The 16,071-nt window shown below is 53.0% G+C and carries 17 protein-coding genes; 9 read left to right on the top strand and 8 right to left on the bottom strand.

The annotated features are described in order from the left end of the window. The gene (gsiD, locus tag AAYN39_RS10090) at positions 1 to 912 is read left to right on the top strand and encodes a glutathione ABC transporter permease GsiD (protein ID WP_001236024.1); all 912 of its coding nucleotides are present in this window, start codon (positions 1 to 3) and stop codon (positions 910 to 912) included. Positions 913 to 1,002: 90 nt separating this feature from the next. On the opposite strand, the gene rimO is transcribed toward gsiD, so the two are convergent. Continuing rightward, entirely contained in the window at positions 1,003 to 2,328 is a 1,326-nt protein-coding gene (rimO, locus tag AAYN39_RS10085) for a 30S ribosomal protein S12 methylthiotransferase RimO (protein ID WP_000073304.1), read from the bottom strand. Positions 2,329 to 2,558: 230 nt separating this feature from the next. Here rimO and bssR point away from each other — a divergent pair, with 230 nt between their 5' ends. Both bssR and AAYN39_RS10075 read left to right on the top strand, forming a co-directional pair. Continuing rightward, positions 2,559 to 2,942, top strand: a complete 384-nt coding sequence (gene bssR / locus AAYN39_RS10080; RefSeq protein WP_000259651.1) for a biofilm formation regulator BssR — start codon at positions 2,559 to 2,561, stop codon at positions 2,940 to 2,942. A gap of 118 nt (positions 2,943 to 3,060) precedes the next feature. After that, positions 3,061 to 4,182: a PQQ-dependent sugar dehydrogenase gene (locus AAYN39_RS10075; protein WP_001252735.1), complete on the top strand. Its 1,122-nt coding sequence runs from the start codon at positions 3,061 to 3,063 to the stop codon at positions 4,180 to 4,182. Here the strand turns inward: AAYN39_RS10075 and AAYN39_RS10070 are convergent. Further along, a complete protein-coding gene (locus tag AAYN39_RS10070; RefSeq protein ID WP_000631908.1) occupies positions 4,179 to 4,805 on the bottom strand; it encodes a glutathione S-transferase family protein in 627 nt (208 codons plus the stop codon). The genes AAYN39_RS10075 and AAYN39_RS10070 overlap by 4 nt on opposite strands. A gap of 243 nt (positions 4,806 to 5,048) precedes the next feature. Here AAYN39_RS10070 and dacC point away from each other — a divergent pair, with 243 nt between their 5' ends. Then, positions 5,049 to 6,251: a serine-type D-Ala-D-Ala carboxypeptidase gene (dacC, locus tag AAYN39_RS10065; RefSeq protein WP_000195712.1), complete on the top strand. Its 1,203-nt coding sequence runs from the start codon at positions 5,049 to 5,051 to the stop codon at positions 6,249 to 6,251. Between the two features lie 45 nt (positions 6,252 to 6,296). Here dacC and deoR read toward each other — a convergent pair whose 3' ends face one another. Both deoR and ybjG read right to left on the bottom strand, forming a co-directional pair. After that, positions 6,297 to 7,055 (bottom strand): DNA-binding transcriptional repressor DeoR, encoded by a 759-nt coding sequence (gene deoR / locus AAYN39_RS10060; RefSeq protein WP_000450106.1) that lies wholly within the window; start codon positions 7,053 to 7,055, stop codon positions 6,297 to 6,299. Between the two features lie 71 nt (positions 7,056 to 7,126). Beyond that, the gene (ybjG, locus tag AAYN39_RS10055) at positions 7,127 to 7,735 is read right to left on the bottom strand and encodes an undecaprenyl-diphosphate phosphatase (RefSeq protein ID WP_001520197.1); all 609 of its coding nucleotides are present in this window, start codon (positions 7,733 to 7,735) and stop codon (positions 7,127 to 7,129) included. A gap of 312 nt (positions 7,736 to 8,047) precedes the next feature. Here ybjG and AAYN39_RS10050 point away from each other — a divergent pair, with 312 nt between their 5' ends. After that, positions 8,048 to 9,280, top strand: a complete 1,233-nt coding sequence (locus AAYN39_RS10050) for an MFS transporter (RefSeq protein ID WP_001181284.1) — start codon at positions 8,048 to 8,050, stop codon at positions 9,278 to 9,280. A 53-nt stretch (positions 9,281 to 9,333) separates the two neighbouring features. On the opposite strand, the gene AAYN39_RS10045 is transcribed toward AAYN39_RS10050, so the two are convergent. Together AAYN39_RS10045 and AAYN39_RS10040 are read right to left on the bottom strand one after the other, a co-directional pair. Continuing rightward, positions 9,334 to 10,149 (bottom strand): Cof-type HAD-IIB family hydrolase, encoded by an 816-nt coding sequence (locus tag AAYN39_RS10045; RefSeq protein WP_000023559.1) that lies wholly within the window; start codon positions 10,147 to 10,149, stop codon positions 9,334 to 9,336. Then, on the bottom strand, positions 10,146 to 11,357 hold the full coding sequence (locus AAYN39_RS10040) for an MFS transporter (protein WP_000217437.1): 1,212 nt from the start codon (positions 11,355 to 11,357) through the stop codon (positions 10,146 to 10,148). The genes AAYN39_RS10045 and AAYN39_RS10040 overlap by 4 nt, the downstream gene beginning before the upstream one ends. Before the next feature lie 167 nt (positions 11,358 to 11,524). Between AAYN39_RS10040 and AAYN39_RS10035 the strand changes: the two genes are divergently transcribed. After that, positions 11,525 to 12,145: a TetR/AcrR family transcriptional regulator gene (locus AAYN39_RS10035; RefSeq protein ID WP_000661882.1), complete on the top strand. Its 621-nt coding sequence runs from the start codon at positions 11,525 to 11,527 to the stop codon at positions 12,143 to 12,145. A gap of 116 nt (positions 12,146 to 12,261) precedes the next feature. Here AAYN39_RS10035 and AAYN39_RS10030 read toward each other — a convergent pair whose 3' ends face one another. Next, positions 12,262 to 13,947: an aspartate:alanine antiporter gene (locus tag AAYN39_RS10030; protein WP_001024851.1), complete on the bottom strand. Its 1,686-nt coding sequence runs from the start codon at positions 13,945 to 13,947 to the stop codon at positions 12,262 to 12,264. 270 nt (positions 13,948 to 14,217) lie between these two features. Here AAYN39_RS10030 and AAYN39_RS10025 point away from each other — a divergent pair, with 270 nt between their 5' ends. After that, complete coding sequence (locus tag AAYN39_RS10025) at positions 14,218 to 14,595, top strand: inner membrane protein YbjM (protein ID WP_000680848.1); 378 nt, start codon at positions 14,218 to 14,220, stop codon at positions 14,593 to 14,595. Between the two features lie 31 nt (positions 14,596 to 14,626). Here AAYN39_RS10025 and AAYN39_RS10020 read toward each other — a convergent pair whose 3' ends face one another. Continuing rightward, entirely contained in the window at positions 14,627 to 14,890 is a 264-nt protein-coding gene (locus AAYN39_RS10020; protein ID WP_000495513.1) for a GrxA family glutaredoxin, read from the bottom strand. Between the two features lie 169 nt (positions 14,891 to 15,059). Here AAYN39_RS10020 and AAYN39_RS10015 point away from each other — a divergent pair, with 169 nt between their 5' ends. Together AAYN39_RS10015 and nfsA are read left to right on the top strand one after the other, a co-directional pair. Then, positions 15,060 to 15,350, top strand: a complete 291-nt coding sequence (locus tag AAYN39_RS10015; RefSeq protein WP_001259133.1) for a YbjC family protein — start codon at positions 15,060 to 15,062, stop codon at positions 15,348 to 15,350. After that, positions 15,334 to 16,056, top strand: a complete 723-nt coding sequence (nfsA, locus tag AAYN39_RS10010; protein ID WP_000075306.1) for a nitroreductase NfsA — start codon at positions 15,334 to 15,336, stop codon at positions 16,054 to 16,056. The genes AAYN39_RS10015 and nfsA overlap by 17 nt, the downstream gene beginning before the upstream one ends. Positions 16,057 to 16,071: the final 15 nt, after the last annotated feature.

Here is a 16,071-nt window from a genome sequence, read left to right as displayed (position 1 = left end):
ATGCGATTATTTAACTGGCGCCGTCAGGCGATTTTACATGCTATGCCGGTGGTAAAACCCGACCAGATACGCACGCCGTGGCGGGAGTTCTGGCGTCGTTTTCGCCGCCAGCATGTCGCGTTGGTCGCCGGGGGATTCGTACTGGCGTTAATTCTGGTGGCGATTTTTGCCCGTTGGCTAACGCCCTACGATGCGGAAAACTATTTTGACTACGATAGCCTGAACAATGGCCCCTCTTTGCAGCATTGGTTTGGCGTTGACTCGCTGGGAAGAGACATCTTTAGCCGGGTTCTCGTTGGCGCGCAGATCTCACTGGCGGCGGGCGTGTTCGCGGTATTTATCGGCGCGATAATCGGCACGGTGTTGGGATTGCTGGCGGGATATTATGAAGGCTGGTGGGATCGTTTCATTATGCGCATTTGCGATGTGTTGTTCGCCTTCCCCGGCATTTTGCTGGCGATTGCCGTTGTGGCGGTGTTAGGCAGCGGTATTGCTAATGTGATCGTTGCGGTGGCGATTTTCTCTATTCCGGCGTTTGCTCGTCTGGTGCGCGGAAATACCCTGGTCTTAAAACAGCAGACGTTTATTGAGTCTGCCCGCAGTATCGGCGCCAGCGACACGACGATTTTGTTTAGCCACATCTTGCCGGGAACGGTCTCGTCAATTGTGGTTTTCTTTACGATGCGTATCGGTACGTCAATTATTTCCGCGGCAAGCCTGTCATTTCTCGGGTTAGGCGCGCAGCCGCCAACGCCGGAGTGGGGAGCGATGCTTAATGAAGCGCGGGCGGATATGGTCATCGCGCCGCACGTGGCGCTCTTCCCGGCGGTGGCGATTTTCCTGACTGTGCTGGCGTTTAATCTGTTAGGCGACGGGTTGCGCGATGCGCTGGACCCGAAGATTAAGGGGTAAGCCAGCCCGGTGGCGTTGACGCCTGGCGGGCCTGGAACCGGCTCGCCAGGTGGGGTAACACATTCGGCACCCGCGCCGGGGGAAGTGGCGTTAAACCCGACTGCCCCACAAATCATATTCGTCGGCGTTTTCCACTTTCACGCGCACGATATCGCCCGGCTTGACGTTGGTTTCGCCGTTCAAATAGACCGCGCCGTCAATTTCCGGCGCATCCGCCATGCTACGCCCGATAGCGCCTTCTTCGTCAACCTCATCGACGATCACCAGAATTTCGCGGCCCACTTTTTCCTGCAAGCGCTCAGCGGAGATTTGCTGTTGCAGTTGCATAAAGCGGTTCCAGCGCTCTTCTTTCACCTCTTCCGGCACCTGATCCGGCAGCTCATTCGCGCCTGCGCCTTCCACCGGGCTGTACTTGAAGCAGCCTACACGATCGAGGCGCGCCTCTTTCAGGAAGTCGAGCAGCATCTGGAAGTCTTCTTCCGTTTCGCCGGGGAAGCCGACAATAAAGGTGGAGCGTAGGGTCAGTTCCGGGCAGATTTCGCGCCACTGCTTAATGCGCGCCAGCTGGCGGTCAACGGAACCAGGACGTTTCATCAGTTTAAGAATCCGCGGGCTGGCATGTTGCAGCGGAATGTCCAGATAAGGCAGGATTTTGCCTTCCGCCATTAGCGGAATCACATCATCAACGTGTGGGTAGGGGTAGACGTAGTGCAGACGTGTCCAGACGCCCAGTTTTGATAACTGCTCGCACAGGCTCACCATACTGGTTTTCATCGGTTCGCCATTATGGAATCCGGTGCGGTGCTTCACATCTACGCCGTAGGCGGAGGTATCTTGCGAAATCACCAGAATCTCTTTGACCCCGGCATCAACCAGACGTTTCGCTTCGCTTAATACGTCGCCAATCGGACGGCTGACCAGATCCCCGCGCATCGACGGGATGATGCAGAACGTGCAGCGGTGATTACAGCCTTCAGAAATTTTCAGATACGCATAATGGCGCGGCGTCAGTTTTACACCCTGTTCCGGTACGAGGCTTAAAAATGGATTGTGCTTCGGCTTCGGTACGTAATGATGTACGTGCTGCAGAACTTGCTCATAGCTATGCGGCCCGGTGATTTCCAGTACTTTCGGATGCACTTCGCGGATCTGATCTTCTTTTGCGCCCAGGCAGCCGGTGACGATTACCTTACCGTTTTCGTTCAGCGCTTCGCCAATGGCTTCCAGTGACTCTTGTACCGCGCTGTCAATAAAGCCACAGGTATTAACGATAACCATATCCGCATCGTCATAGTGTGGCACAACGTCATAGCCTTCGGTACGCAGCTCAGTCAGGATTCGTTCCGAATCAACGAGGTTTTTCGGACAGCCCAGGGAAACGAAGCCGATCTTTGGCTGGTGGGTTACATTACTCATAGCTTAAAAAGTGTTCATTTATTGGAATGGTCAGGGCAGGGATTCTACAGATATCCGAACAAAAATTGTATCGCAATCTCATCAGGAGCGGCGGCATCAACCGTTGTGGTTATCAGCAAAAGGTGAAAAAGGGCAATTCTAAGAAAATTCTTGATCTCTGACACCCCTTTGTCTAAAAAACGACCATACTATTAAGTTGAACCCTGGTAGAAAAGAGGAGGAAAAAAGGTATGGTCGTTGACAGACTGAGAACCGATCTTCTCAACAAGCTGATAAACGCGCGTATCGATCTTGCCGCTTATCTGCAATTGCGAAAAGCGAAGGGGTATATGTCAGTCAGCGAAAGTGACACTCTGCGTGACAATTTTTTTGAACTGAATCGCGAGCTCCACGATCACGCTTTACGGCAGGGACTGCATCTCGATCAGGAAGAGTGGAACGCGCTGCGCCGTGCCGAAGGCGCGCTTGCAGCCGCCGCCGTTTGTTTAATGAGTGGACACCATGATTGTCCGACCTTTATTGCCGTCAACGCAGATAAACTTGAAAACTGTCTGACAACTTTGACGCTGAGTATTCAGAGTCTGAAAGCACATTCACCGCTTACACAGGTCTGAATAAGGGGGAGGCGACTCCCCCTTTTTACCGGACCGCGCCGCTTAATGTTTTGTAAAAATAAACCCGACCTCTTGCGATGCTGACTACGCTTTAACGCAGAGCCCTGAAGGAGGCGGTATGCGTCGAATACTTCTCGCGATAGTTTCATTCTCTCTTTTCTCTTCATGGGCGAACGCCAATCTTGCGCCGGTGAACGTTGAGGTGCTGCAAACCCGACTCGATCACCCGTGGTCGCTGGCTTTTTTGCCGGATAACCGTGGGATGCTCATTACCCTGAAAGGGGGACAACTGCGCCACTGGCAGACGGGGCGGGGACTTTCCGATCCGCTGGCTGGCGTACCGAAAGTGTGGGCAAACGGGCAGGGAGGTTTGCTGGACGTCGTGCTGGCGCCTGATTTTGCCCAGTCGCGCCGCGTCTGGCTGAGCTATGCTGAAGCTGACCGCGAAGGAAACGCCGGTACGGCAGCCGGCTTTGGACGGCTGAGCGACGATTTTCAGCGTCTGGAGCATTTTCGTACCGTGTTTCGCCAGATGCCTAAGCTGTCTACCGGCAACCATTTCGGCGGACGTATGGTATTCGATGCGCAAGGGTTTCTTTTTATTGCCCTGGGTGAAAATAACCAGCGCGCTACCGCGCAGGATTTGGATAAATTACAGGGTAAGCTGGTGCGCCTGACCGGGCAGGGCGAAATTCCGCCGGATAATCCGTTTGTACATCAGGCGGGCGCGCGTCCGGAAATCTGGTCTTACGGTATTCGTAATCCGCAGGGGCTGGCCATCAATCCCTGGAGCGGCGCGCTATGGCTGCATGAACACGGTCCGCGCGGCGGCGATGAAATTAACATCCCGGAAAAAGGCAAAAATTATGGCTGGCCGCTGGCCACATGGGGCGTCAACTATAGTGGTCTGAAAGTGCCGGAAGCCAAAGGTGAAATTGTCGAGGGAACGGAGCAACCGGTTTACTACTGGAAGGATTCTCCGGCGATCAGCGGGATGGCTTTTTATGCCAGCGACGTTTTTGCGCCGTGGCGGCACAAACTGTTTATCGGCGCGCTAAAAGATAAAGAGGTCATTGTGATGCGCGTCGATGGCAATACGGTGACGGAAGAAGGCCGTATTCTGGGTGACAGAAAGCAGCGTATTCGGGATGTGCGTGTCGGACCTGACGGCTACTTATATGTGTTAACCGATGAGTCCGACGGGCAGTTACTCAAGGTAAGTCCTGCAGCCACGCGTTAGGTCACCGGGATCATCACCACTTTGCGAAAAGCAGGGCGCTCGGTAAGCTGTTGATACCAGCGTTGCAGATTCGGGCGCGGCGTCCACTTCAGACCCACGTTCAGCAGGTTATAGACGAAGGGCGCAATAGCGATATCGCCGGTGCCAAAGTTATCCCCTGAGAACCACGGCTGGTGGGCCAGCGCATCATCAAGAAGCGCAAACAGGCTATCACACTTTTCGATACCGGCTTCAATTGCCGCCTGGTCGCGTTTTTCCGGCGGGGTTCTGACCAGTCCCATCAGGATCACGCGGTGCGCCGGGCTTAACGTTTGATTCGCCCAGTCCATCCATTTTTCGCCCTCCGCACGCCGTGCCGGATTATCAACCCATAGCCGGTTCTGGCCGTATTGCGCCGCCAGATAGCGGACAATGGCATTGGATTCCCACAATAACAGGTCGGTTTCATCATCTTTAAGCAGCGGCACCAGCCCATTAGGATTCATCGCCAGATAGTCGGCATCCTGGTTAACGCCGAATTTTCCACCTGCCAGAATTTGATCGTATGGCAGTTCCAGCTCTTCAAGCGTCCACAACACTTTTTTAACATTAGTCGAGTTGTTCCGGCCCCACAGCGTAATCATATTAACCCCTTCTGTTTTATCAGGATGATGACAGTAATCGGCCTACCGTGAGATAAACCTAACATTTACACAATGGTCTGTAAAAAAATCGTTATGAAGGAAGCGTAACGGGATGTTATTGCATAAACTTTAAAAACTTTACCAAGTTACGGTTTCTTTAACGTCGTGAGTGCGTTATTACTCACCGCACTTATTACACGGTGGTGTGACGTGTGTTTTTGGAATGGATACTCGGGTGGTACTATGACGCAATACGCTTCTTCCCTTCGTAGCCTCGCGGCAGGTTCGGTTCTCTTATTCCTTTTCGCTTCGCCTGTAAAGGCAGAGGAACAAACGATCGCGCCGCCGGGCGTTGATGCGCGAGCCTGGATCTTAATGGATTACGCCAGCGGTAAAGTACTGGCGGAAGGCAACGCCGATGAGAAACTCGACCCTGCCAGTTTGACAAAAATTATGACCAGCTACGTGGTGGGCCAGGCGCTGAAGGCAGGCAAAATCAAGCTGACCGATATGGTGACGGTGGGCAAAGATGCCTGGGCGACGGGGAACCCGGCGCTACGTGGGTCGTCGGTGATGTTTCTGAAGCCCGGCGATCAGGTGTCGGTTGCGGATCTTAATAAAGGCATCATCATTCAGTCAGGTAATGATGCCTGTATCGCGCTTGCCGACTACGTCGCCGGAAGCCAGGAGTCCTTTATCGGCCTGATGAATGCCTATGCGAAACGATTGGGGTTAACCAATACAACCTTCCAGACGGTACACGGCCTTGATGCGCCAGGGCAGTTCAGTACCGCTCGCGATATGGCGCTGCTCGGCAAGGCCTTGATTCACGATGTGCCTGACGAATACGCCATTCATAAAGAGAAAGAATTTACTTTTAATAATATTCGTCAGCCAAACCGCAACCGCCTGTTGTGGAGTACCAATCTGCATGTCGACGGCATGAAAACGGGGACAACGGCAGGCGCTGGATATAACCTTGTCGCCTCCGCCACCCAGGGCGATATGCGCCTGATCTCTGTCGTGCTGGGGGCGAAAACGGACCGTATTCGTTTTAATGAGTCAGAAAAACTGCTGACCTGGGGTTTCCGCTTCTTTGAAACGGTCACGCCGATTAAACCTGACGCGACATTCGTGACGCAACGGGTCTGGTTTGGCGATAAGCGTGAGGTCAATTTGGGAGCGGGCGATGCGGGGTCTGTGACGATTCCGCGTGGGCAGCTTAAAAACCTGAAGGCCAGCTTTACGTTGAACGAACCACAGCTCACGGCGCCATTGAAGAAAGGGCAGGTTGTCGGCACCATCGATTTCCAGCTTAACGGAAAATCCATTGAGCAACGCCCGTTAATGGTGATGGAAAACGTCGAGGAGGGGGGATTTTTCAGCCGTATGTGGGATTTTGTGCTGATGAAACTCCATCAGTGGTTTGGCAGTTGGTTCTCGTAAAATAACCCCGTTGCCGGGTGCGCGTCGCATCCGGCAAACCTGCGGTTAATACATCAGAGTAATTTGTTGCGCTTTAGCGTAGGCCACAAAGGCCTCATCGGGACGGCGGTCGCTGATAATCGTATCAAAGCGTGATAATTCCCCCATCCGCGCCGGACGTACCTTGCCGAATTTACTGTGATCCACCACCAGTACATGGCTCTGGGCCATTGTCATGGCCCAATGTTTTACCGGCAGCTCTTCCAGATTAAAGCAGGTAGCGCCTTTACTGGTATGAACGCCGGCGGCGGAATAAAACGCGATATCCGGACAAATATTGTTTAACGTTTCATGGAAATCAAGCGGTTTGAAAATGGCGTTGCTGGCGTGAAACTCCCCGCCGCTGAGGATGGCGCGGCAATGGGGTTTGTCCTGCAGCGCCAGAAAGGTATTAAGTGAATAGCACACCGCCGTAAAGGGAAGATCATTATCAATAGCTTCAATGATCCACGGCGTGGTGGTGCCGCAGTCAATAAATACCGTCTGATGCGCTTGTACCAAGCCCGCAGCCAACTGAGCGGCACGGCGTTTTTCTTCCACCAGACGAGATTTTTGATCGCTTAACAGATAATGACTGGCGCTGCGGGGCTCCAGTACGATATAGCCGCCCAGCAACACGACAGGCGCGCTTTTATGGTTCAGGTCGCGACGAATGGTCATTTCAGAGACGCCCAACAGGGTCGCGGCTTCTTTAAGATGAAGTTTATCGCTGCGTTTTAAGGCCTGCAGCAATTGACCAATACGCTCGTCGCGTCGCGTTTCCATAGTTCCCCTGGAGAGTTAAATAAGCGCTCCGCACCATACAGAGCGCTTAATATTACTCTTTTTTTCGCTATTTAGTCACGTACCCAGCCTTTTCGAATGGGCAATGCGAAACAGAAACGGTAACAACGTTGCAGCGCCTGGTAGAGCGGCGCGCCGTACCATTGCCAGATCAGCTGTGCGCTCAGGCAGCCAAGCATCGCTACCAGCAGCGCGCCAATCATATCTAACGGCCAGTGTACGCCGAGATAGACGCGCGACCAGGCGATGGTCATGGCTATCGCCATCATCACGATGCCTGACCAGAGGCGGTGCCAGAACAAAAACGCCAGCGCAAAGGTAAAAATCACCGTACCGTGATCGCTGGGGAACGAGTCATCGGCGGCATGATGCAGGAAGTTATAGCCGATATGATCGACAAACGGACGGTCGTGCGGGAAAAGGTGTCCCATTGTCCAGGAGACCGCCAGACTGATAATCAGCGCGATGCCGATTTTAACGATCAGCTGGCGCTGGGCGCAGACCCGATCGCGGGGCCCCCACAGCCAGAGTACCACGGCTAAGAGCGGGACGATGTTGATGACATCTTTGGCGATAAAGATAGCGAGCGAAATTATCCACTGCGCGGAATCAGGCGTGGCGTTAATAAAATAAAACAGCGAGTTGTTAAGGTTTTCCAGCATAACATCCAGGCTCGGAGCAATGAAATCAAAAGGGATAGCCAGCTCATCCCCGTGCAAACTGAGCATAAATGCAGCGTAACAGGGAGGAAAAGCAGTATTGTCTTATTTGGCGGCAACATGAAGAGATTTAAGACAATGGCATAAAATAACGTTGATGATAACGGCGCAAACTTAAATTAACCTTAAAGTACGCAAGCGCTAAGCAGCTTTCTGTAAAAATGTGCGCTATTTCCCTTGCAGCCTCATAATTCGCTATCTCAGTTCCCCGACTTTCATTACACTCTGCGCGGTTTTTATTGGCGAAGAGATGGTATGCAGAATCGTTTACAATCAGGCGGCAGGCTGGGACGTCAGGCGCTGCTTTTTCCTCTCTGTCTGGTGCTGTACGAGTTTTCTACTTATATTGGCAACGACATGATCCAACCGGGTATGCTGGCGGTGGTTGAGCAGTATCAGGCGGGCCTGGACTGGGTTCCGACGTCCATGACCGCTTATCTGGCGGGCGGTATGTTCTTACAATGGCTGCTTGGCCCGTTGTCTGACCGGATTGGCCGTCGTCCCGTGATGCTGGCGGGCGTCGTGTGGTTTATTGTCACCTGCCTGGCGACGTTACTGGCGAAAAACATCGAACAATTTACATTCCTGCGTTTTTTGCAAGGGATTAGCCTGTGTTTTATCGGCGCTGTAGGGTATGCCGCGATTCAGGAATCCTTTGAGGAGGCGGTGTGTATAAAAATTACCGCGCTGATGGCGAACGTGGCGTTAATCGCGCCGCTACTGGGACCACTAGTTGGGGCGGCATGGGTGCATGTTCTGCCGTGGGAGGGGATGTTTATTTTATTTGCCGCACTGGCCGCTATCGCCTTTTTCGGGCTACAGCGCGCAATGCCGGAGACCGCCACGCGGCGGGGCGAAACGCTGTCATTTAAGGCGCTTGGCCGGGATTATCGGCTGGTGATAAAAAATCGGCGGTTCGTCGCAGGGGCGTTAGCGCTGGGATTTGTCAGCCTGCCGCTGTTGGCCTGGATTGCGCAGTCGCCGATTATCATCATTAGCGGCGAACAGCTCAGCAGCTATGAATATGGTTTGCTGCAGGTGCCCGTTTTTGGCGCGCTCATTGCCGGTAATCTGGTGTTGGCGCGTTTAACCTCCCGACGTACGGTTCGCTCGCTGATCGTGATGGGCGGCTGGCCTATCGTCGCGGGGCTGATCATCGCCGCGGCGGCGACGGTGGTTTCATCCCATGCTTATTTATGGATGACGGCGGGATTAAGCGTATACGCTTTTGGCATTGGGCTGGCGAATGCCGGACTGGTGCGTCTGACGCTCTTTTCCAGCGATATGAGTAAAGGAACGGTCTCGGCGGCGATGGGAATGCTACAAATGCTGATTTTTACCGTTGGCATTGAAGTCAGTAAACACGCCTGGTTAAGCGGCGGCAATGGGCTATTTAGCCTGTTTAATCTGGCAAACGGTATTCTTTGGCTACTGCTGATGCTGGTCTTCTTAAAAGATAAGCGGACGGGGAATTTGCAAACAGTCTGAGAGAGCGGCTACGCCTGATAAGCTTTCTGTTATCAGGCGTAGAGAGGCATCCGCTAGACGTTGAACGGCGGCTCGTTGTTTAATACGCTGTCGATGATATCCAGCACGCCTTCCTGATTGTTCGATCCGGCGCGGTATTTCGCCGCCGCCGCGACCGCTTCGCTGGCGTGCGACATGGCAAAACTAAACCCGGCCTGACGCAGCATCTCAATATCGTTGCCGCCGTCGCCGAATACCACCACTTCACTATCATGAATGCCCCAGCGCTGCTGTAACAGACGCAGGCCGTTGGCTTTATGCACGCCGGGAATTATTAAATCAATACTGCCATAGCCGGTATGAACGGGGACCATGATATCGCCAATGGCGTCGTGCAGCGCCGCCTGTACTTCCGGTATCCGTTCATCGGTAATATTAAGGCCGAATTTGAAAAAAACATCGCTGATATTGTTGAAATTATCCACAAACTCCAGACGATGATAATACATTGCCGCAACGGCTTTTAACGCATCGTCGTACCGTTTCAGCGTGTAGGCGCTGTTTTTTCCACAGGCGATGATCTCCACATCGGCGCGTGTGAGCAGGTGTTCGACAACCGCCTGGAAGTCGGCTTTTGCCAGCTCGCCGTTAAAAACATCCTCTCCTTCGCTGACCACCCAGCCACCGTTTTCCGCGACAAAAGCGATTTCGTGCGCAATTTCCGGAAAGAAGGAGATTAACTGGTAATACTGGTTGCCGCTGGCCACGACAAAGCGAATGCCTTGCCGCTTCATTTGTTGGTACTGCGCCATAAACCGGTCACGGTTATAGGTTTTTTGATCGCTCAGAAAAGTGCCGTCCATGTCGACGGCGATTAATTTAATACTCATGCGTTATGCTCCATCACCGGTTGCGGAGTCGATACAGGTTTGGCGACGGCCTTCGCCACCAGCGCTGCCAGAATAACCAGCGCCAGCACAACCATCATGGCGCTGCGTAATCCATAGTGCTCTCCCAGATAGCCCAACAGCGGCGGCCCGACCAAAAACGCCAGATAGCCGGTCGTGGCGACAACGCTCACGCGCGTCGGCGCGTCGGGACCGGTATCGCTGGCGGCGGAAATGGTCAGCGGGAAGCCGAGCGAAGCGCCTAAGCCCCAAAGAATGACCGAGACGCCGGCAACCCAGTCGCTATCGACAAAAATAATCAGGCCAATGCCCAACGCTCCCATCAACGCGCTGGCGCGAACAACCGTCACCCGGCTATAGCGGTCAATAAACCAGCCGCCGGTAAAGCGGCCAACGGTCATACCAAGCGTGAAACCGGCGTAGATCAGAGAGCCGGAGGTTGGGCTAAAACCGTGTCCGTCTACCATCAGTAGCGGTAGCCAGTCATTCGCAGATCCTTCGGCGAATGCCATTGCCAGCACCACCACGCCAATAAGCAAAAGCTGGATGTCCCGATAAAAAGGTAATCCTTTTTCCTGAAGGTGAGAACCTTCCGATGCGTTTTTACCCGTACCGTCAGGGATCGCCCGAATGGCGATAAAAATGGGCGCGATCGCCACGGCAGCCGCGAGGATGATATGGATGTTAGCCGGGACGCTTAATGCGGTTAACGCCATGCCGACACCAGCGCCCGCCAGCGTGCCGAAACTGTAGAAACCATGCATCATCGGCAGAACGGTTTTATTCAGCTCGCGTTCGACCGCCGCGCCTTCGACATTAATCGCCACTTCGGCGGCGCCAAAACTGGCGCCGAAAACGGCTAATCCAAGGGCAAAAATCAGCGGCGAGGCGCACCACAGCGCGACGCTAAGAATAACCATCCCGGTTACTGCGCAGGTCATCGTCGTGTGAATAACCTTCCGGGTGCCAAATCGTTTCACCAGCCAGGCGGAACAAAGAATACCGCTCATTGAACCGATAGAAAGCCCGAATAAGACCGTCCCCATTTCCGCGGTAGAGACGGAAAGAATATCCCGAATAGCAGGCGTTCGGGTTGCCCAGGAGGCCATCAGCAGTCCGGGTAAAAAGAAGAACATAAACAGCGCCCAGGTACGGCGTTTTAAGGCGTTACGTGAGGAGAGGACGGTCATAGCGTCAGGCCAGAAAATAGAAGCGAGAGGTAAACATTAGCAAGCTTGTGTACATTTGTACATATCGTCGTCATACTTCGTTGTGCAGACAGTTTTTGCTGTCTGTTTTTTCAGCGTAAGCGGCAGGCTACTATCGCCTGCATCCTGAATGAGATGTGGAACTCATCATGAAAGAAAATGCCGTAAGACGCGCCAATGATCCTAAGCGACGGGAAAAAATAATTCAGGCCACACTGGAAGCGGTAAAGACCTATGGCGTTCATGCCGTGACGCACCGGAAAATCGCCGCTATCGCTCAGGTGCCGCTTGGCTCGATGACCTACTATTTTGCCGGTATGGATGCGTTATTGAGTGAAGCTTTTACACTTTTCACCGAGAACATGTCGCGTCAATACCAGGATTTTTTTGCGCAGGTGACGGATGTGGAGGGGGCGTGCCAGGCGATAACGGAAATGATTTACGGCTCGCAGGTTACGACGCCGGATAATATGGCGTTAATGTATCAGTTATATGCCTATGCCAGCGATAAGCCAGCGTTAAAAATAGTCATGCAAAACTGGATGCAGCGTAGCCAGAATACGCTGGCGCAGTGGTTTGACGCACAGACCGCCCGCGCGCTGGATGCGTTTATCGAGGGGATGACGCTGCATTTTGTGACGGATCGAACGCCGTTGGCGCGTGAAGCGATTTTACAGATGGTAAAGCGAATAGCCGGAGAGTCAATGTCGTGTCACTCTGCGTCGGGCAACAAAAAACCCACCAACCTTGAACCGAAATGGCGGGGTTGATGGGCTCCACAAAATGGGGACATCAAAGAAAAGCAGTGGCAATAGGTATGACTGATGCTTTAACGAAAAGTTCGACCTATTGGCAAAATTTTTTCACTTAAAGGCAAACTTCAGTTTTATCCTAATCCCGGCCAGATGATGACAATAAGCGTCCCCGCCAGCGTTAGCAGAACGTTGGCGATGGCGTAAGTCCCCGCATAACCCAGCGCTGGAATATTGCTGCGCGCTGTATCGCTAATGATTTCCATCGCCGGGGCGCAGGTACGCGCGCCCATCATGGCGCCGAACAGCAGCGCCCGGTTCATGCGCAGCACATAAGCGCCAAACAAGAAGCAGATCACCACCGGTATCAGGCTGACGACAAGCCCGGCGATCAGCATTTGTCCGCCGACCGCGCCCAGACCGTTGCTGATACCGCTGCCGGCGCTTAAACCAACGCCTGCCATAAATACCATCAAGCCGAATTCTTTCACCATGTTAAGCGCGCCCTGCGGAATATAACCAAAGGTAGGATGGTTAGCGCGCAGGAAACCGAGCATGATCCCGGCGAACAGCAATCCGGCCGCGTTGCCGATGCCGAAACTAAAATTTCTGAACTGGAAGGTAATCATCCCGATCATTAACCCGATGATAAAAAAAGCGCAGAAGGCGAGCAGGTCCGTCACCTGACTATGGATCGAAATAAAACCAATGCGATCGGCGATGGTTTTTACGCGTCTGGCGTCGCCGCTCACCTGTAACACGTCGCCTTTATTCAGCACGACGTTATCGTCGATAGGCATTTCGATCTGGCTGCGGATGACGCGGTTAAGGAAGCAGCCATGATCGGTCAGCTTGAGCTGAGCGAGGCGGCGACCGACCGCATTGTGGTTTTTCACCACAATTTCCTCCGTCACGATGCGCATATCAAGCAGATCGCGATCAAACACTTCCTTACCATTACGGAAGCTGGGATCGAGCCTGGCGTGCGCGTCCGGATAGCCGACCAGCGCAATCTCATCGCCCATTTGCAGCACCGCATCGCCATCCGGGTTCGCCAGAATACCGTTACGACGAATACGTTCGATATAGCAGCCTGTCTGGCGGTAAATACCCAGCTCGCGCAGGTTTTTACCGTCAGTCCAGGCCACCAGTTCCGGGCCAACCCGATAGGCGCGGATAACCGGCAAATAAACCTTGCGATTAGCATCGGTATCCAGACCGCGCTCGCGAGCAATTTGCTGGGCGCTGGTTTGCAAATCCTGATGCTGTAGTTTAGGCAAGTAACGCGCGCCCACGATCAGACTGACCAGCCCAATCAGATAGGTCAGGGCATAGCCCAGGCTCAGATTATCAAGAGCGGAGGAGAGTTGGGTGCTGGCGATGCCGGAATGTCGCAGGGTATCGCCTGCGCCAACCAGCACGGGCGTGGATGTCATTGAGCCGGCCAGCATACCGGCCGTCAGGCCGATATCCCAGCCGAATAGCTTACCAAGGCCTAAGGCGATTAGCAGAGCGCTACCGACCATGACCAGGGCAAGCATCAGATAATTTTTACCGTCGCGAAAAAAAATCGAAAAAAAGTTGGGGCCAGCCTCGACGCCGACACAAAAAATAAACAGCATAAATCCCAGATTTAGCGCGTCGGTGTTAATACTAAAGTGTTGCTGCCCTAATAATAGAGAGACCACTAAAACGCCAATGGAATTACCAAGTTGGACTGAACCCAGACGTAACTTGCCAAGACACAGGCCAAGAGCCAGGACCACAAATAATAACAGGATGTAATTCCCATTTAACAAATCTGCGACGTTTATATTCACGGAGACTAACTTCTTGTTTACGAGTAAGCTGTTGAAAGAAATGGTAATTTACGCTACTGTTTTTATCATGAATTAAGGGTGCAATCGTATTGCATACAGCATCCAAATAAAAACAACACAACAATATATCCTGCTAGTTTAATCTTATTGCGTACTAACGGCTATAAGAATTGTGCAGGTGTGTTTTTGGCATGGAATGCCACATGACTTTATCTGACTGGATGCCTCACGGCGGAAAGCGTGTTCGATAGAGAGTGTCAGGAGGAACGGTTGAAACATAAACACGGGTGGGCAAGCGTTGTCTGCTGCTTTGTACTCTTTATTGTGGTGTGTCTTTCATTAACTATGCATGTACAAGGCGCTTTTCGCGCGGCAGGGCATCCTGAGATTGGACTGTTATTTTTTACGTTGCTTGGTGCGGTGGCCAGTTTTTGTTCTCACCGACGCGAGGTGATCCGACCGCTGATCGGGGCGATGCTGGCGGCGCCGTTTTGCCTGGTGTTAATGCGCGTGGTATTTATGCCTACCCGATCGTTTTGGCAAGAACTGGCGTGGTTATTTAGCGCCGTATTCTGGTGTGCGTTAGGCGCGCTCTGCTATTTGTTTATTAGCAGCCTGTTTAGCCACCGGCGAAAAAAACGCCGATAGCGCCCTCCGGCAGAGGGCGTCGCCAGAGCAATCAGGCGAAAAGATTCAGATTTTCTTTTGCCCATGCTTCAAAATCCGTACAGCCGCCGATATGTTTTTGATCGACAAAAATCTGCGGTACGGTTTCTACAGGTTTACCTACGGTTTTTTCCAAATCCGCTTTAGTAATGCCTTCGGCATGGATATCAATATAGCGGTAGTTGAAATCGTCGCGTTCTTTGCTCAGTTTTTCCGCCAACTCTTTTGCACGCACGCAATAAGGGCACCCTGGGCGGCCAAAAATAACAGTAAACATATCTCTCCTCGAACATAAAGCCAGACGGCGAACAGGTGTTATCATGCCGCGATTTACGGCAGATGAAAAGCAGGTTACGCCTGTTCCTTTGATAACTCAGGGCTATATCTGTTAAGCACGCCGGACCAGAACGTTCTACACTGTGCGTCAGTTAACCGGGAGGCTTGATATGCGCACGATCGGCGTGTTACCCAAAAGCGTACTGATACTGGAATGCCTCGGTATGATTTTGCTGGCGCTTGCTCTGCTATCGCTTAATCATTACCTTACGCTGCCCGCGCCGTTCAATACGTCGCTGGCTGGCGTATTGATGGTTTTCCTGGGCGTCGTGTTGATCCTCCCCGCCGCGGTGGCGATGATGTGGCGTATTGCGCAGTTACTGGCGCCGCAGTTGATGAAACGTCCACCCGACATTTCTTCCCGTTCAGATAGAGAAAAGCATAATGAGTCCGACCATTGAACTTCTTTGTGGCCATCGTTCTATTCGCCATTTCACCGATGAACCCGTGACTGACGCGCAGCGAGAGGCCATTATTGCCGCCGCGCGCAGCACGTCCAGTTCCAGTTTTTTACAGTGCAGCTCTATAATCCGTATTACCGATCGGGCGCTGCGCGAGGCGTTAGTGCCCCTGACGGGCGGGCAAAAGCATGTGGCGCAGGCCGCTGAGTTCTGGGTATTTTGTGCCGATTTTAATCGTCATTTGCAGATCTGTCCTGACGCGCAGTTGGGGCTTGCCGAACAACTGCTGCTCGGTGTCGTCGATACGGCGATGATGGGGCAAAACGCGCTGACGGCGGCGGAATCACTGGGGTTAGGCGGCGTGTATATCAGCGGCATCCGTAATAATATTGAATCTGTTACCGAACTATTAAAATTGCCGAAGCATGTATTGCCGCTCTTTGGCCTGTGTTTGGGATGGCCTGCGGATAATCCGGATCTGAAACCGCGCCTGCCTGCCGAGCTTGTGGTTCATGAGAACCAGTATCAACCGCTTGATGAAAAGCTGCTGGCGCGCTATGACGAGCAGTTGGCTGAGTATTATCTGACCCGCGGCAGTAATACGCGACGCGATACCTGGAGCGATCATATCCGTCGCACCCTGATTAAAGAAAATCGCCCATTTATCCTTGAATATTTGCATAAACAGGGCTGGGCGACGCGCTAAAACCTGCGGGCCAGT

It is taken from the genome of Salmonella sp. K21076, assembly GCF_039650795.1.
Classification (GTDB): domain Bacteria; phylum Pseudomonadota; class Gammaproteobacteria; order Enterobacterales; family Enterobacteriaceae; genus Salmonella; species Salmonella enterica.
Note: the sequence above shows the minus strand (reverse complement) of the source record. Positions and strands in the feature narration are given on the sequence as shown.

Bases quoted from the DNA above. Each gene is read 5' to 3' on its own strand.
- dacC (WP_000195712.1), top strand. From the start codon at position 5,049: ATGACGCAATACGCTTCTTCCCTTCGTAGCCTCGCGGCAGGTTCGGTT.
- rimO (WP_000073304.1), bottom strand. From the start codon at position 2,328: ATGAGTAATGTAACCCACCAGCCAAAGATCGGCTTCGTTTCCCTGGGC.
- AAYN39_RS10015 (WP_001259133.1), top strand. From the start codon at position 15,060: ATGCGCACGATCGGCGTGTTACCCAAAAGCGTACTGATACTGGAATGC.
- AAYN39_RS10040 (WP_000217437.1), bottom strand. From the start codon at position 11,357: ATGACCGTCCTCTCCTCACGTAACGCCTTAAAACGCCGTACCTGGGCG.
- AAYN39_RS10070 (WP_000631908.1), bottom strand. From the start codon at position 4,805: ATGATTACGCTGTGGGGCCGGAACAACTCGACTAATGTTAAAAAAGTG.
- AAYN39_RS10035 (WP_000661882.1), top strand. From the start codon at position 11,525: ATGAAAGAAAATGCCGTAAGACGCGCCAATGATCCTAAGCGACGGGAA.
- deoR (WP_000450106.1), bottom strand. From the start codon at position 7,055: ATGGAAACGCGACGCGACGAGCGTATTGGTCAATTGCTGCAGGCCTTA.
- AAYN39_RS10075 (WP_001252735.1), top strand. From the start codon at position 3,061: ATGCGTCGAATACTTCTCGCGATAGTTTCATTCTCTCTTTTCTCTTCA.
- bssR (WP_000259651.1), top strand. From the start codon at position 2,559: ATGGTCGTTGACAGACTGAGAACCGATCTTCTCAACAAGCTGATAAAC.
- AAYN39_RS10020 (WP_000495513.1), bottom strand. From the start codon at position 14,890: ATGTTTACTGTTATTTTTGGCCGCCCAGGGTGCCCTTATTGCGTGCGT.
- gsiD (WP_001236024.1), top strand. From the start codon at position 1: ATGCGATTATTTAACTGGCGCCGTCAGGCGATTTTACATGCTATGCCG.
- ybjG (WP_001520197.1), bottom strand. From the start codon at position 7,735: ATGCTGGAAAACCTTAACAACTCGCTGTTTTATTTTATTAACGCCACG.
- nfsA (WP_000075306.1), top strand. From the start codon at position 15,334: ATGAGTCCGACCATTGAACTTCTTTGTGGCCATCGTTCTATTCGCCAT.
- AAYN39_RS10045 (WP_000023559.1), bottom strand. From the start codon at position 10,149: ATGAGTATTAAATTAATCGCCGTCGACATGGACGGCACTTTTCTGAGC.
- AAYN39_RS10050 (WP_001181284.1), top strand. From the start codon at position 8,048: ATGCAGAATCGTTTACAATCAGGCGGCAGGCTGGGACGTCAGGCGCTG.